The sequence below is a fragment of the Kitasatospora sp. NPDC018058 genome, from assembly GCF_044327205.1.
GTDB lineage: Bacteria > Actinomycetota > Actinomycetes > Streptomycetales > Streptomycetaceae > Kitasatospora.
The window spans coordinates 54434-69481 of the sequence record NZ_JBIRFA010000007.1 but is presented as its reverse complement, the minus strand read 5'-3'; the positions used below and the strand labels follow the sequence as shown (position 1 = coordinate 69481).

The 15048-nt window shown below is 71.7% G+C and carries 17 protein-coding genes; 8 read left to right on the top strand and 9 right to left on the bottom strand.

Annotated elements, in window-relative coordinates:
• The first annotated feature begins 182 nt into the window (after positions 1 to 182).
• Positions 183 to 1226, top strand: a complete 1044-nt coding sequence (locus ACH4E7_RS11865; RefSeq protein ID WP_396248888.1) for a YibE/F family protein — start codon at positions 183 to 185, stop codon at positions 1224 to 1226.
• A gap of 72 nt (positions 1227 to 1298) precedes the next feature.
• Here the strand turns inward: ACH4E7_RS11865 and ACH4E7_RS11860 are convergent, their stop codons facing one another.
• Positions 1299 to 1724 carry an acyl-CoA thioesterase gene (locus ACH4E7_RS11860; RefSeq protein WP_396248887.1) on the bottom strand — a complete coding sequence of 142 codons (426 nt, stop codon included), beginning with the start codon at positions 1722 to 1724 and terminating at the stop codon, positions 1299 to 1301.
• A 59-nt stretch (positions 1725 to 1783) separates the two neighbouring features.
• Complete coding sequence (locus ACH4E7_RS11855; protein WP_396248886.1) at positions 1784 to 2713, bottom strand: LysR family transcriptional regulator; 930 nt, start codon at positions 2711 to 2713, stop codon at positions 1784 to 1786.
• Between the two features lie 138 nt (positions 2714 to 2851).
• Here ACH4E7_RS11855 and ACH4E7_RS11850 point away from each other — a divergent pair, with 138 nt between their 5' ends.
• Positions 2852 to 4096 (top strand): MFS transporter, encoded by a 1245-nt coding sequence (locus tag ACH4E7_RS11850; RefSeq protein WP_396248885.1) that lies wholly within the window; start codon positions 2852 to 2854, stop codon positions 4094 to 4096.
• Positions 4097 to 4158: 62 nt separating this feature from the next.
• Positions 4159 to 4758, top strand: a complete 600-nt coding sequence (locus ACH4E7_RS11845; RefSeq protein ID WP_396248884.1) for a cysteine hydrolase family protein — start codon at positions 4159 to 4161, stop codon at positions 4756 to 4758.
• Positions 4759 to 4826: 68 nt separating this feature from the next.
• On the opposite strand, the gene map is transcribed toward ACH4E7_RS11845, so the two are convergent.
• Complete coding sequence (map, locus tag ACH4E7_RS11840; RefSeq protein WP_396248883.1) at positions 4827 to 5594, bottom strand: type I methionyl aminopeptidase; 768 nt, start codon at positions 5592 to 5594, stop codon at positions 4827 to 4829.
• Positions 5595 to 5867: 273 nt separating this feature from the next.
• Here map and ACH4E7_RS11835 point away from each other — a divergent pair, with 273 nt between their 5' ends.
• Together ACH4E7_RS11835 and ACH4E7_RS11830 are read left to right on the top strand one after the other, a co-directional pair.
• Positions 5868 to 6350, top strand: a complete 483-nt coding sequence (locus ACH4E7_RS11835; protein WP_396248882.1) for a hypothetical protein — start codon at positions 5868 to 5870, stop codon at positions 6348 to 6350.
• A 36-nt stretch (positions 6351 to 6386) separates the two neighbouring features.
• Entirely contained in the window at positions 6387 to 6656 is a 270-nt protein-coding gene (locus tag ACH4E7_RS11830) for a helix-turn-helix transcriptional regulator (RefSeq protein WP_355670864.1), read from the top strand.
• Between the two features lie 82 nt (positions 6657 to 6738).
• Here the strand turns inward: ACH4E7_RS11830 and ACH4E7_RS11825 are convergent, their stop codons facing one another.
• The 3 genes from ACH4E7_RS11825 to ACH4E7_RS11815 all read right to left on the bottom strand — a co-directional run bounded on the left by ACH4E7_RS11825 (position 6739) and on the right by ACH4E7_RS11815 (position 10031).
• Positions 6739 to 8133, bottom strand: a complete 1395-nt coding sequence (locus ACH4E7_RS11825; protein ID WP_396248881.1) for an ABC transporter substrate-binding protein — start codon at positions 8131 to 8133, stop codon at positions 6739 to 6741.
• Between the two features lie 78 nt (positions 8134 to 8211).
• Positions 8212 to 9096 (bottom strand): carbohydrate ABC transporter permease, encoded by an 885-nt coding sequence (locus ACH4E7_RS11820; RefSeq protein ID WP_396248880.1) that lies wholly within the window; start codon positions 9094 to 9096, stop codon positions 8212 to 8214.
• Positions 9093 to 10031 carry a carbohydrate ABC transporter permease gene (locus tag ACH4E7_RS11815; protein WP_396248879.1) on the bottom strand — a complete coding sequence of 313 codons (939 nt, stop codon included), beginning with the start codon at positions 10029 to 10031 and terminating at the stop codon, positions 9093 to 9095. The genes ACH4E7_RS11820 and ACH4E7_RS11815 overlap by 4 nt, the downstream gene beginning before the upstream one ends.
• 190 nt (positions 10032 to 10221) lie before the next feature.
• Between ACH4E7_RS11815 and ACH4E7_RS11810 the strand changes: the two genes are divergently transcribed.
• Positions 10222 to 10908, top strand: a complete 687-nt coding sequence (locus tag ACH4E7_RS11810; RefSeq protein WP_396248878.1) for an SMI1/KNR4 family protein — start codon at positions 10222 to 10224, stop codon at positions 10906 to 10908.
• A gap of 10 nt (positions 10909 to 10918) precedes the next feature.
• Here the strand turns inward: ACH4E7_RS11810 and ACH4E7_RS11805 are convergent, their stop codons facing one another.
• From ACH4E7_RS11805 to ACH4E7_RS11795, 3 genes are all read right to left on the bottom strand, one after another.
• Entirely contained in the window at positions 10919 to 11680 is a 762-nt protein-coding gene (locus tag ACH4E7_RS11805; RefSeq protein ID WP_396248877.1) for an SDR family NAD(P)-dependent oxidoreductase, read from the bottom strand.
• Positions 11681 to 11957: 277 nt separating this feature from the next.
• The gene (locus ACH4E7_RS11800) at positions 11958 to 12539 is read right to left on the bottom strand and encodes a TetR/AcrR family transcriptional regulator (RefSeq protein WP_396248876.1); all 582 of its coding nucleotides are present in this window, start codon (positions 12537 to 12539) and stop codon (positions 11958 to 11960) included.
• Positions 12540 to 12657: 118 nt separating this feature from the next.
• Positions 12658 to 13158 (bottom strand): hypothetical protein, encoded by a 501-nt coding sequence (locus ACH4E7_RS11795; protein WP_396248875.1) that lies wholly within the window; start codon positions 13156 to 13158, stop codon positions 12658 to 12660.
• Positions 13159 to 13370: 212 nt separating this feature from the next.
• On the opposite strand from ACH4E7_RS11795, the gene ACH4E7_RS11790 reads away from it, so the two are divergent.
• On the top strand, positions 13371 to 13829 hold the full coding sequence (locus ACH4E7_RS11790) for a hypothetical protein (protein ID WP_396248874.1): 459 nt from the start codon (positions 13371 to 13373) through the stop codon (positions 13827 to 13829).
• Between the two features lie 227 nt (positions 13830 to 14056).
• Positions 14057 to 15048, top strand: a 992-nt coding sequence (locus ACH4E7_RS11785; protein ID WP_396248873.1) for an IPT/TIG domain-containing protein, incomplete at its 3' end; no start/stop codon positions are given.

Genomic DNA, 15048 nt, shown 5'->3' with positions numbered 1-15048 from the left:
TGTGCCCATGCGGGAAGCTGGCCGGTCGGAGGTGGGGTAATCCCCCGGCTCCGGCGGGGGCCCGCACCCGCCCACGGCGCGCCCACGGTTCGCGCCCTGCGGGGCACCGGCCCGTTGGGCCCCGATGATGCGGTGGTCGCGGCGGATCCGGCGCGGTGGCAGGAGAACTGAGGAGGCGTGAGGTGACGACAGGAACGCTGGAGGACGAACACGCGGGCGGCGACCGTGCGGCGGTGGGGCACTCACACGCCCACGGTCCGGCGGCGCCGGTCTCCGCGCGACTGCGCAAGGTGATCGCGGCCGTGCTGATCCCGTTCGCGGTGGCGGTGGTGGTCGGCCTGGTGGTGCTCTGGCCGAGCGGGGTCCCCGCCCACCCGCACACCGGGAACGGCTTCGACCAGCACCTGCGGTACTCCGCGGTGGACGCGAAGCGCAGGCTGCCGATGGGCGTGCTGGCCGGCCTGTTCGCGGTGATCGTGGTGGTGGTCGGGCGCTGGCGCGGGGTGACGGCGCTGATCGCGCTGGTGATCAGCTTCGCGGTGCTGTCGCTGTTCATCCTGCCCGCCATCCTGCGCGGTTCGGACCCGCTGCTGGTGGCGATCGTCGGCGCCGGCGCCATCATGCTGATCGCCCTCTACCTGTGCCACGGGCTCTCCGCCCGGACATCGGTGGCGGTGCTCGGAACCCTGGTGTCACTGGTGCTGATCGGGGTGCTGAGCCTGGTGTTCGCCTCCTGGGCGCACCTGACCGGGAACACCTCGGAGGAGACCGGGCTGGTCCACAGCCTCTACCCCGGGATCGAGATCCGCGGCCTGCTGCTCGCCGGGTACGTGATCGGCTCGCTGGGCGTGCTGTTCGACGTGACCGTCACCCAGACCTCGTCGATCTGGGAGCTGCACCAGGCCGACCCGACGATGGGCGCCGGCAAGCTCTACCGGACGGGCATGCGGATCGGGCGCGACCACATCGCCTCGACCGTCAACACCCTGGTGCTGGCCTACGCGGGCGCCGCGCTGCCGTTGCTGCTGCTGTTCTCGATCGCGCACCGGGACGTGGTGTCGGTGGCCACCAGCGAACTGGTGGCGGAGGAGGTCGCGCGCGCCCTGGTCGGCGGCATCGGGCTGGTCGCCTCGGTGCCGGTCACCACCGGACTGGCCGCCCTGATCGCCGCCACCGACCATCCTCGGACGGCGGCGACGGACTCCGGGCGGCACCGGCACGGATAGGGAGTGTCTTGCGGATCTCTGCCGGGTCCGCGGAGATCCGCAAGACGCGCCCCAGCAGGCTTCGACAGGTGGTCAGAGGCCGAGCAGGCCCGGCTCGGCGGCGAGGGCGCGCAGCGGCTCGCGCGGGTCTTTGACCAGCCGGCGCTCCGCCAGGTCGAGGATGCCGCCCACGCCGGTGATCTCGGCGGCGAGCACACCGTCCTCGCGGATCAGCCGCTGCACCACCTGGAAGGTCTTGCCGTCCCGCCAGGCGAAGACGCAGCTGATGTCCACCGAGTCGCCGGCGCGCAGCTCCCGCAGGTACTTGACCGTGGTCTCCAGGACGACCGGTCCCACGCCCTCGGCGAGCAGATCGGCCTGCCGGATCCCGGCGGCCTGGAGGTACTCCCAGCGCGCGTGCTCGGCGTACTGGAGGTAGACCGACTGGTTCAGGTGGCCCTGGGTGTCGGTCTCGTAGCCACGGACGGTGACCCGCGTGGTGAAGTCCTGGTCTGTCATGTCCCGCACGGTACTCCGGGCGGGCGGATCACACCGCGTGTCGTCCGTCACCCCGGTGATCACCGCGCCCAGCCGGGCGTCCAGGCCCCGGCCCCGGAGTGGCCTGCCGCCGGGGCGGTGAGGTGGGCACGGAGGGTGGCCAGCGCCGGGTGGGGGTTGTCGCGGTGCCAGAGGAGCGAGTGCGGGTAGACGGGCGTCGGGTCGGTCACCGGGATGCGGCGCAGGCCGTGGCCGGCGGGCCAGACGAGACGGGTCTGCTCGCTCATGAAGGTGGCGAGGGCCGGGGTGTCGGCGATGGTGTCGAGCAGCGCGTCGGAGCCGAAGTTGGGGCCGGTCGCCTCGATGGTGAGGCCGAACTCGGCGACGAGGTCCTCGTAGTAGGCGGCCCACTCACTGCCGGGGAGGATGCCGGGCATCCAGATCCGGTGGCCGACCAGCTCGGCGACGGTCACCGACTTGGCGCCCGCCAGCGCGTGGGCGGGGCCGGTGAGGAGCTGGAGCGGCTCGTCGAGCACCCGGACGGACTCGATGTCCTCCGGAAGGGGTCGGCCGGGTGCGGCGACGGCGCGGAAGGACGCGTCGATCGCACCGGATCGGATGGACGTGACGGCCGTCTCGATGTCGAGCAGCATCAGCACGTCGAGGTCGATCTCGGGGTGCGCGCTGTGGAAGCCGCGCATCAGGCCCGACGTCGCGCCGCGGGAGGCGATCACGTCGACGCGCAGGGGACGACGGCCGGCGCGCACGGACGCGACCGCGCGCTCGGCGGCGCGCAGCAGGTCGCGCGCGTGGGGCAGGAACGCCTGCCCGTCGATGGTGAGCTCGGCGCCGCGGGGGGTGCGGGTGAACAGTCGCACGCCGACGTCGCGCTCCAGCGCGGCGATGCGTTTGGAGACGGCCTGCTGGGTGATCGACAGGTCGGTGGCGGCCTTCTGGAACTGGCCCGCTTCCGCGACGGCGACGACGGTGCGAACGGCTTCGAGATCCATGTCGACCCAGCGTAGTGAACAACGGATGGTTGTGCAGGGTCGGCAGGGCGGTTGTTTGACCTGCGGTTGTGCCGCTCGCTTAGCTCTCACCGGTCAACGTCGGTTTGTTCGGGTGAGACATCGAGGAGCGCGCTGAGCATGGTGGGCAGGAGGCCGTTGGGCCGGGGGTTCGGCTGGCTGTGGGCGGCGTACGCGGTGAGCGCGTACGGGTCCGGGTTGGGGTTCGGGGCATTACCACTGATTGCCGTGCTGGTGCTGCACGCCGGCTCCGCCGAGGTGTCCGCGCTGTCCGCGGTGGGGCCCGCGGTGGGCGCGCTGATCGCGGTGCCGCTCGCGCCGTGGGTGGAGTTCCGGCGCAAGCGCTCGGTCATGGTCGTGATGGACCTGGCCAGGTTCGCGGCCATGGCGACGATCCCGGTCGCCTATGCCTTCGGTCACCTCGGGTTCATCCAGCTGCTCGTGATCTCGGCCGTGGTCGCCGCGGCCAAGATCGCGTTCAACGCGGCCAGCGGCGCCTACCTCAAGGCCCTCGTCCGGCCGGACGACCTGCTCGTGGCCAACGCGCGGTTCGAGTCCACCAACTGGAGCTCCATCGCGGTCGGGCCACCGCTGGGCGGGGCGGCGATCGGCCTGTTCGGGCCGGTCACCACCGTGGTGGCCGACGCGCTCAGCTACCTGCTCTCCGCGCTGGGCATCACCGCGATCCGCGGCCGGGAGGAAGCGCCGCCACCGACCGGCAAGAGCCCGGTGCGGGCGGGCGCGGTGCTCGACGGCTGGCGGCACATCATGGGCGACCCCGGTCTGCGGGCGCTCTACCTCAACAACATGCTGGTCGCCGGCCTGATCATGGCCACCGAGCCGCTGCTGGCCGTGCTCCTCCTCCGCCAGCTCGAATTCCCGCCGTGGCAGTACGGCCTCGCCTTCGCCGCCCCCTGTCTCGGTGGACTCGTCGGCTCCCGGTTGGCCCAGCGGGTCGTCGCCCGCTACGGCCGGCAGCGGGTCTTCCGGACGGTCGGCACCCTGCGCGCCGTCTGGCTGATCGGCCTGGTCTTCGTCCGTCCCGGCGTCGTCGGCCTCGCCACCGTGATGGCCGTCGAGCTGGCGATCATCATCAACATGAGCCTGTTCACCCCGGTGCTCGCCACCTACCGGCTCGAACGCACGCCCAAGCACCTCGTCGCCCGCACCCTCTCCGCCTGGTCGATCGGCCAGCAGGCGTCCATCGCCGTCTTCACCGCGCTCGGCGGGCTGCTCGCCGACGCCACCGGCCCGCGCGCCGCTCTCGCGGTCGCGGGACTGCTCATCCTCGCCACCCCGCTCCTGCTCCCCCGGCACGACCGGACGTCGTGGCACGAGCCGGAACCGTCCCCCAGCCACTCATGACGCACCGCGACTCGCCGCTGAAGCACCGAGCCGCCGCAACATCAACAAGGAGGAACCCTCGCGTGAGCACCGCCCCCGCACTCGACCCCGCGCACACCGCTCTTCTCGTCGTGGACTACCAGCCCGCGATCCTGGCCGTCCTGCCCGAGGACGGGGACCGCGAGGCCCTGCTCGGCCGTGTGGAAGGGGCCGTCGCCGACGTCCGCGCGAAGGGCGGCACCATCGCGTACGTGCGTGTCGCCTTCACCGAGGCCGACTGGGACGCGATCCCGGCCGTCAACAAGTCCTTCGCCCCGCTGGCCCGACACCGGGTGATGCACCACGAGGACCCCGCCGCCGCCATCCACGAACGCCTGGCTCCCCAGGACGGCGACATCGTCGTGCGCAAGACCCGTCACGGCGGCCTGTCCACCACCGACCTCGACCGGCGGCTGCGCGAGCGCGGTATCACCACTCTGGTCGTCTCCGGCATCACCACCAGCGGCGCCGTCCTGTCCACGGTCGTCGACGCGGCCGACCGCGACTACCGGCTCTACGTCCTGTCCGACGGCGTCGCCGACCCGGACCCCGGCGTCCACGACGTCCTGCTCCAGCACGTTCTCCCGGCACGGGCCCACATCGTCGACACCGTCGAGCTGCGCGCCCTGCTCCGGGCTTCCTGACTCGCACCACGCGCGGATCCCACGGCCGCCGCACCCGCCCGGTGCGGCGGCGTCCGGCCGGCCGCGCCCTACGGCAGGGTGAGGATGAGCGGGCCGTCCTCGGTGACGGCGACGGTGTGCTCGATGTGGGCGGCGCGGCTGCCGTCGACGGTGCGCAGGGTCCAGCCGTCCGGGTCGGTGTCGTAGTCGTCGCGGCCGCCTGCGGTGAGCATCGGCTCGATGGCCAGCACCAGGCCCGGGCGCAGCGGATAACCCCGGCCCGGGCGGCCGTCGTTGGGCACGTGCGGGTCCTCGTGCATCCGGCGCCCGATGCCGTGCCCGCCGAAGCCCTCGGGCGTCCCGTACCGCCCGGCCCGGGCGACGGCGCCGACGGCGTGGGCGATGTCGCCGATCCGGTTGCCGACCACGGCGGCGGCGATCCCGGCTTCCAGGGCGCGCCGGGTGGCGGCGATCAGCTCGGCGTCCTCGGGGCGGGCGGCGCCGACGGTGAAACTGACGGCGGCGTCGCCGCACCAGCCGTCCAGCACGGCGCCGCAGTCGATGCTCACCAGATCGCCGTCGCGCAGCCGGTAGCCGTCCGGGATGCCGTGCACGACGGCATCGTTGACGGAGGCGCAGATGACCGCCGGGAAGGGGACGGGCGCGAAGGACGGCCGGTAGCCGAGGAACGGCGAACCGGCCCCGGCCTCGCGCAGTACGCCCCGCGCCACTTCGTCCAGTTCCAGCAGGCTGACGCCGACCGCCGCCTCCCCCTGCACGGCCGCCAGCGCGTTGGCGACCACCCGCCCGGCTTCGCGCATCGCGGCGAGCGCGGCGTCCGACTTGAGTTCGACCATGGTGAATCACTCCCCTGGATCCAATTCTTATACCGGTATTTGTATCACGGCTGGAAGGGAGGTGAAGTCGCGTCAACCCCCGGACCCGGAAGGATGTCGGCAACTGCCGTCCAGGACATTCCAGTTGACGGGCCAGTGGGTCACGCGCCCTCGCCTCGGCGGGCCGCAACGGCTGGCAAGGCCTCTGGCCTGGGGAAATGCGCAGGCTCGCCGGGCTCATGATCCGCTAAGGTTCGGCGGCACCATCCGATGATCTGATCACGAGGAACCAACGTGACGACCCCGCCGCTCCCCGCCGTCGACGACACCCCGAAGCCGGCCGAGCCGCTCACCCCGGAGCCCGAGAACCACGGACTCCCCGCCCCGGCCGAGCCCTCGCGGCTTCGCCGCCTCGGCAAGCGTGTGGGGGGCCCGCTCCTCCTGGTCGCACTGATGGCCGGCGGCCTGATCGTCTCCGGCAACATCAGCAAGTCCGAACCGGCCGCTTCGAAGGCCGGTGACTGCGTGCACGACATCGGCGACGGGAAGAAGCCGAAGATGGAGATCGTGGCCTGCACCAAGCCCAACGCGGACTACAAGGTCACCAAGGTCTCGCATGACGGCAGCGCCCAGCACGCGTGCGACTCGGAGCCGGAGGATGTTTTCGGCTCCTACAGTGAGGAGCGCAACACCACCGTCGTCATCCTCTGCCTGGCTCTGAACACCGAGCGACCGGGAGGCCCGGCCCCCCTCCCCAACTGGCCCGGGGAGCACTGATCCACCTGCGGGGCGGAAGGCCCTAGACTCGGCGCCATGGTGAGGACTCCGCTGACCCCGTGGGAGCGCGAGCGTGGGGAGCGCTTCGGTGCGCTGCTGCGTGAGGCGCGTGGTGAACGCAGCATGGTCGAGGTGGCGGCGGTGGCCGGTGTCTCGGCGGAGACGCTGCGGAAGATCGAGACGGGTCGGGCGCCGACGCCGTCCTTCTTCACCATCGCGGCGCTGGCCTTCGCACTGGACCTCTCGCTGGACGAACTCGCGGCCGCCTGCACGCTGCCCGAGGACGGCGAGGCGCTCTCCGCGTAGCGCGCTCTCCGCCGGGCGACGACGACGGCGGCCCGCCGGGCGCGAGTGCGCCGGGCGGGCCGCCGCCGGACCGTCGAACCGGTCAGCCGACCGAGCTGTTGTAGCTCTCGATCGCGGGCTGGAGCTCCTTGACCGCGTCCGCCAGGGCCTGCTGGGCGGTCTTGCCGCCGGCGACGGTCTGCTCGATGGCGGTCTCCACGCCCTTGCGGGCCTGCGGCATCACGCCGAGCAGGCAGCCCGCCGTGGCCGGGGTGGGCTTGGTGGCCTTCAGCTGGTCGATGGCGGTCTGGAACTGCGGGTACTTGGCCACCCACTCCTTGTCCTTGGGGTCGTCCAGGGACTTCTTGTTGACCGGGAAGTACCCGGTGCCGGTGTGCCAGACGGCCTGCTGCTCGGGGGAAGTGAGGAACTTCTCGAACTCCCAGGCGGCGCGCTTCTCGGCGTCCGAGTGGCCGGGGCCGCTGATCCACAGCGAGGCGCCGCCGATCACCGGGCCGCCCTGGTCCGCGGCGGTGACCTTGGGGAAGGCGGCGGTGCCGACGCCGAACTTGGCGGCCTCGGTGTAGCCGCGCAGCACGCCGGTGGACTCCAGGTGCATCGCGACCGTACCGGCCTTGAAGGCGGCCTGGGCGTCGTCGGTGACCCGGCCGGTGTTGGCCGCGTAGCCGCCCTTGACCAGGTCGGCCCACCACTGGACGATCTGTGCGCCCTGGGCGGAGTCGAAGACGACCTTGCCCGCCTTGTTGCTGCGGCCGTTGTCGTTGTCGCAGTACATCGTGCCGGACTCGGCGAGCAGCTCCTCGACGAACCAGCCGTAGATCGCGGCGCCGAAGCCGTAGCGGACGGTCTTGCCGTCGGCGTCCTTCTTGGTCAGCTTCTTGGCCATGTCGGCCAGCTCGCCCAGGTCCTTGGGCGGCTGCGCCGGGTCGAGACCGGCCTCCTTGAACGCCTCGGTGTTCAGGTAGAGCAGCGGCATCGAGGAGTTGAACGGCATCGAGACCAGCTTGCCGCCGGCCGAGTAGTAGTTGCGGATGTTGGGGTCGAGGTCGTCCAACGAGAAGCCGTCCTTGTCCGCGAAGGCCTGGGCCGGGACGGTCTGCTTGGAGTCGATCATGAACCGGGTACCGATGTCGTAGACCTGCACCAGGGCGGGGGTGCCCTTCTGCTGCACCGACGCCTTGTACTTGGCGACCAGCTCGTCGTACTTGCCCTGGAACTGCGCCTTGACCTCGATCTTGCCCTGGTGGGCGGCGTTGAACTGGCTGACCAGCCCGTTCAGCACGTCGGCGTTCTTGCCGGTCATCGAGTGCCAGAACTCGATGCCGGTGACGCCCGAGGCCTGGTCCAGCGCCTGGGCGCCGGGCGCGGCGGCGTCGGAGGAGCCGCCCGAGCCGGAGCCGGAGTCGGAGGAGCTGCAGGCCGTCAGGGAGAGACCGGCCACCAGCAGGGCCGCGAGCGCGCGCGCACTCTTCTTCACGAGGGTTCTCTTTCTTCACGGAAGTTCATTGCGGAAGTTCTTTGCGGAAGCGGGACGGACGATCCGGCACGGGGCCGGTCAGCGGACGGCGCCCGCGGTCAGGCCGCGGACGATGAAGCGCTGGCCGAAGACCACCAGGGCGAGGGTGGGCAGCAGGGAGAGCACGACGCCGGCCAGGATCAGCCCGGGGTCGGCCATCTCGGAGTCGCGCAGCGAGGTGAGGCCGATCTGCAGGGTCTGCATGTTCGCCGTGCGGGTGATGATGAGCGGCCAGAAGTACTGGTTCCAGGCGGACAGGAAGACGTAGATCGACAGCGCGGCCAGGGCCGGTTTGTTGAGCGGGACGACGATCCGCCACAGGAAGCGCCAGTGCCCGGCGCCGTCGATCCGGGCGGCGTCGCGCAGTTCGCCGGGCAGCTGCCGGAAGGACTGGCGCAGCATGAAGGTGCCGAAGCCCGAGGCGAGGAAGGGCAGCACCAGACCGAAGTAGGTGTTGCCGAGGCCCCAGTCCGACAGGGTCAGGTAGTTGGGGATGATGATGGCCTCCCACGGGACCATCAGCGTGGCCAGGAACACCCCGAACACCACGGCCCGCGCCTTCAGCGGCAGGAAGACGAAGGCGTACGCGGCCAGGATCGAGGTGAACAACTGGGCGAGGGTGATGGCGGTCGCCGTGATCGCCGAGTTGGCGTACTGGCGGGCCAGCGGGATGGTGTCCACGGCGCCGGCGAAGTTCCGCCCGGTGACCGAGTGGGGCACCAACGCCGGCGGGTAGGAGGAGAGTTCGGACGGGTCCATGAAGGCGCCGGCGATCGCGTAGTAGACCGGGAAGGCCACGGTGACCACGGCGACGGCGAGCAGCAGGTAGACGGCGGCGCGGCCGAGCAGGTCGCGCGGGGAGCGCCCGGCGAGCACCCGGGTGCGCGGGCGGGGCGCCTCGGTCTCACTGACGATGGTGGTCATGCGTAGTGCACCTTCCGCTCCAGGACGCCGAACTGGACGGCCGTGCAGGCGAGGACGACCACGAGCAGCACCACGGCCTGGGCGCTCGCCATGCCGAAGTCGCTGGAGTTGTAGGCGAAGGCCTTCTCGTAGACGGAGTAGACGAGGGTCCGGGTGGCGCCGTCCGGCCCGCCCTTGGTGAGGATGTGGATCTGGCCGAAACTCTGCAGTGCGTGGACGGTGGAGACCACGGTCAGGAAGAAGAGGTTCGGGCCGAGCATCGGGACGGTGATCGAGCGGGTCAGCCGCAGGCCGGAGGCGCCGTCGATGCGGGCCGCCTCCACGATCTCCCCCGGGATCGAGCCGATGCCGGCGGAGAGCACCAGCACGTTGTAGCCGAGGTTCATCCAGATCGTGGTGACGGCCACCGAGACCAGGGCGTACCGGGAGTCGGTGAGCCAGCCGACCGGGCCGAGGCCGACGCGCGAGAGCAGGCCGTTGAGCACCCCGCTGGCGGGGTTGAAGAACACCGCGAAGACCACCGACGCGCTGGCCACCGAGAAGGCGAAGGGCAGCGCGAAGGCGGAGCGGAGCAGCCGTACACCGCGGATCCGGTTCTCCAGCAGCAGCACCAGCACCAGCGCGCCGAACACCCCGGGCACCACGGTGAGCAGGGTGAACAGCGCCGTGGTGCCCAGCGTCCGGCCGAAGTCGGCCGAGCCGAGCAGGTCGGTGTAGTGCTTCATCCCGACGTAGCGGGAGGGCGCGCCGAAGAGGTCGTTGGCGTGCCCGCTCAGGTAGATGGTCCGGCCCAGCGGGTAGCCGATGAAGAGGATGAACACCACCAGGGAGGGCAGCAGGAAGGCCCAGGCGAGCCCGTGTTCACCCCAGCGCCCTCCCCGATGTGGTCCTGGGCGGCGTCCCGGCAGGGGCGCGGTGCGCGGTGCGGTCGGCATCGGTTGCGCGTCCGCCTTTCGTGTGTCGGTTCCGGCCGAAACCGTGTCTTGCCCGAACGACGGCGCGGAAACCTCATGGTGATCAGCGAGTGTCCCCGGGCTTACGCGTTCGCGTCAGATCCGGCCGATCGTGCGCTGACGGGGGTGCGGCGCCCGGAGCGCTGTCAGCGTGGTGTCGTACGGTGCGCGGGTGAACGACACGGATTTCGACATGCGAACCGCGATGGCCGAAACGCTGCGCGGCCGCGCGGGCGCCTGGGCACTGGTCAGGGGCTTCGCCGCGCGCTGGGGCGAGCCGCTGGCGGCGGCCGACGGCTTCACCGACGCCGAGCTCGACGCGGCCGAGCAGCGGCTCGGGGTGCGGCTGCCGGCGGCGCTGCGCGAGGCGTACCGACTGTTCGGCCGCCGGGCCGACCTCACCAGCAGTCAGGACGTGCTGCTGACGCCGGACGAGCTGTACGTGCTGGACGGCGCGCTGGTGTACCGGGCGGAGAACCAGGGCTGCGCGCACTGGGGCGTCCTGCTGGGCGACTTGGAGCAGGAGGACCCGCCGACGGTGATCCGGCCGGACCTGGCCGACAAGTCGCAGGAGCACTGGGAGCCCGGGGAGGAGCGCTTCTCGACGGCGGCCGCGGTGATGGCGATGACGGAGAAGCTGCTGGAGGACCACGAGCTGACCGACTTCATCGAGTCGGACGATGAACTTCCGGGCTATTTCCGGGAGTTGCCCGCACTCGGCCGGGGCTGCCGCTGGCACGAGGGGCCGGACGTGCTGATCGGGGTGGTCGAGGAGGCCTGGATGATGGCCCGGGCACGGACCCCGGAGGCGTTGGAAGCGCTCCACGAGGCCGTGCCCGGTGACTGGCTGAACGGCTGAGCCCGGCCGATCAGGCGGTGGCGCCGCCGTCCAGCACGAGGTCGGCGCCGACGGTGTAGCCGGCCTCCGGCGAGGCGAGGTAGAGCACGGCGGCAGCGATCTCCTCCACCGCGCCGGCCCGGCCGGCCGGGACCTCGGCCTTCATCCGCTCGGCCTTGGCCGCGGCGTTCTCCCCGGGCTGGGTGGACATCGGGGTCTCCACCGGGCCGGGGCTCACCAGGTTGATCCGCACGCCGTCGGCGATGTGGTCGCGGGCGGCGGCGCGGGTCAGCGCGGTGACGGCGGCCTTGCTGGCGGCGTAGGCGCCGACGCCCGCGATCCGGCGGTGGGCGCCGACGTTGGAGGAGACGTTGACGATCACGCCGCCGCCATGGGCCCGCATGTGGCCGATCTGGTGCTTCATCGCGAGCAGGGTGCCGGTCACGTTGATGTCGAACACCCGCCGGAAGTCGGCCTCGTCGATCTCGCCGACCGGACCGAGGGCACCGAGCACCCCGGCGTTGTTGACGGCGACGTCCAGCCCGCCGAACCGCTCGACGGTCTCGCGGACCAGCCGGGCGGCGTCCTGAGCGTCCGCCACATCGCCGGTGAGCGCGATCGCCTCGCCGCCGGCCCGCTCGATCAAGTCGACGGTCTCGGCCAGTGGTCCGGCGCTGCGCCCGGCGACCGCGATCCGGGCGCCCTCCTGGGCGAAGGCCAGCGCGATGCCCCGCCCGATGCCGCTGCCGCCGCCGGTGATCAGGACGGACTGGTCGGCGAAACGCGTGGTCATGGGGTGAACTCCTCGATCCGAGTGGTGCGTTCTGATGCGGTGGTGGTGGCCGGCGGCGGGGCGGCGACCGCGAGCATGGTGAGCGCCGTCCCGGCCGGCGCCGCATCCGGCGACGCTCGTGACGGTAAGTCAGTCGCGCGACGAGCAGCGCGAATCCTGACCGGCCCGATGTGGCCGCGAGCATGGGACCCCCTCCCCTGCGTTCTTCATAAACGATCGTTCGGTCCAGAATCGATGTAGCAGGAGGCATCGACCCGACCACCCGCTGGCCGGGAAGTCAGTCCAGCAGCACCAGCGCCTGCTCGGCGGCGTCCCGCACCCGGGCCGCGCCGTCGGCGGTCTTGCCCATCACCCGCATGCCCTGCATCAGCACCATCAACATCCGCGCGAGCGCCCGGGGCTCCCGCCCGGCGGGCAGTTCGCCCTGCGCCCCGGCGCGCACCAGAGCGGCGGTCAGCACCGTCTCCAGGTGACCGAGGCTGGCCCCCACCCGGCGGGCCGCCGACGGGTCGTGCGGGGCCAGCTCGACGGCCGCGTTGATGACGAAGCAGCCGCGCCTGAGCCCGTCCTCGGCCGACTCCGCCGCATACCGGCGCACCAGTGCGCGCACGGCCGGCAGCACCGGGCCGGGCTGGGACAGTTCGGCCAGCAGCACCGGATCGGTCTGCTCGCCGTAGCGCTCCAGGGCGCGCAGGTACAGCTCGTGCTTACTGCCGAAGGTCGCGTAGATGCTGGCCCGGGCGATACCGAGCGCCTCGACCAGGTCGACCATCGAGGTGGCCTCGTAGCCGCGCCGCCAGAACAGCTCCAGGGCCGCCTGCAGCGCCGCGTCCGGGTCGAATTCCTTCGTTCGCGCCATGGGAGGGACGCTAGTCCTTTCGAGACCGGTCGGTCAAGAAAGGTTGGAAAATGGTCCAGACCGATTCCTGACGGAGCATTGCTAAGCGGACTAGACCATGGCTACCCTTACCGCCCCATCACCCCTCCGGCGCCGCCGACCGGCAGACGGCCCGAGAAGCCCGACGCCTTCTGGGCGCATGCTTGCATGCCCGTGGTGAAGTGCCCCTTGACCACGGCCGCGTCATCCGAGACACCAGGATCTGGCCGCTGTTCTGGGGGCGAACCATCCGCCGGCCGTCGCTACGGCCGGTTGAGCGGACGACGCAGAGGACGCCCAGGGCGACCGGCGGGTACCGGGCCCGGGCGTGGCCAGGGTAGGCCCGGCGCCACCAGTGCACCGCCCGGTCGGCCGGTTCCTCGTCGGCCAGCACCGGGTCGTTGTCGCGGTCCTTCGTGCGGAACAGCTCGCGGTACCGGGGGGACTTCGCGGTGACGTCGGCCGGAGCCATGGTGGAGCGGTCAACCTCCGCCATCAGCACCGGCACCCCGATCTCCGGGACCTGCCACACGCCGTCCGGGCGCACCTTGCACTGCCCACCCGGCAGCAGAAACTCCACCTCGGTCACCCAGGAGCGCACGGTGCCCACCCCGCCCGCGGCCCCGAGCACACTGCCGCCGAGGACGAAGCGAGCACGATCTCGTTGACCGCCATCGCGTGCTGCGCACCGGAGCGCCCGCAGCCGCAAACTCGGCCAGGACCGGGCGCAGGTGCTGTTCGCGCGGGTGTGCCGCCCGCTGGCCGTGCCCGGAGACGGCAGGCGCCTGGTACCGGCGCTGGCACCTGGTCGCCGTGGACGGCACGACTCTGGACCTGGCGGACACCGACGCCAACGACGAGCACTTCGGCCGCCCGGGCACGGGACGTGGCATTGGTGCGTTCCCGCAGGCCAGGCTGATGGCGCTCGCCGAGTGCGGCACGCACGCCGTGTTCGGCGCGGTTGTCGGTGCGCTGTCGGCCGGCGAGCAGGCGCTGTCGCACGTATGCCGCCAGGGCGGCCACGGAGTCTCGGAGGGCGACGACGTCCTCGTAACCGAGCGACGCCATTTGGGGGATGGCAGCACCCGCGGTAGGCGCAAGCGGTTCGGGAAGCTGGGCCGTTCGGGTGACCGGCCGTCAATGTTATTGCTTCATATCCATGATGTCGGCGTAATGGTGATGTCTGAACCGGCGGGCCGCCCATCCCGTGCCGGGGAGCTCAGCTGGCGGCCGGTCCGTTGTTCCAGCCCCCTCTCGGACGTCGGGGGGTGATTCGCTCCAGCCGTCCTGGCGCCAGCTCACCGGTACTCGCCGCAGCTCCTGGCCCAGATGTGTCGGTATGCACAGCCCTGCGCCTCTCGGCCCGCCCTACGGCCGTTGACCGGCCGTGCCGCACGGCCGCTCAGAGGGATGGCTGGACAGCTGACAGGTCCGGGGCCGGGCGGCGCGGTTGAAGGCCCGCCCGGCCGCCTTCACCGTTCTCACGCAGGAGACGAATCGTGAACGCAACTGTGCATGCGGCGTCGTTGGCGCCGAGCCTCACGCTGCCCTGGCCGCTGCCGCCCGTGCTGTTCGTGGACAGCCCCAACGCGGGGCCCGCGGCCGGCGGCGACACCGTCACCCTCACCGGCCTGGGCCTCAACGCCGCCACCCAGGTCCACTTCGGATCGGCTCCGGCCACCATCGTGTCCGGTGACGTCCTCGGCTTCAGTCTGGTCGTCGTGGCCCCGCCCGGAAGCGGCACGGTAGCGGTGACCGTCACCACCCCGAACGGCACCAGCAACCCCGTGGCCTACACCTATCTGGTGGCTTCGCCGACGCCCGCGCCCAACCCCGCGGCCATCACGCCCGTCTCCGGTCCGGTCGCTGGCGGTATCCCGTTCGTCATCACCGGTACCGGGCTCGCCGGGGCCAGCGTGACCTTCGGCGGTGCCGCGGCCACCGTGCTGGCCAGCGCCCCGAACGTGATCGCGGGCCTGACCCCGGCGCACGCCGCGGGCACCGTCCCCGTGGTGGTGACCACCGTCGGTGGATCGGCGAGTGTTCCGGGCGGCTTCACCTACCTCTCGTCCGCGCCGCCGGTCGTCACCACGCCCATAACTCCGGTGGTCAGTATCCCGGCGGGTGGTGGCGTGTTCACCATCGTGGGCACCGGCCTGACGGGTGCGACCGTGACCTTCGGGACGACCACGGCGACGATCACCACCAACACCGGCACCGTCATCACCGGCATCATCCCGGCCGGTACCGCGGGCACCACCGTGCCCGTCACCGTGACCACTCCCGGGGGAACGGTGTCCGGCGGAACCATGACCTACGTGGCCGTGCCGGTCGTGACCGCCACCGTCAGTCCGTCGAGCAGCATTGCGGCGGGTGGTGGCGTGTTCACCATCGCGGGCACCGGCCTGACGGGTGCGACCGTGACCTTCGGGACGACCACGGCGACGATCACCACCAACACCGGCACCGTCATCACCGGCATCATCCCGGC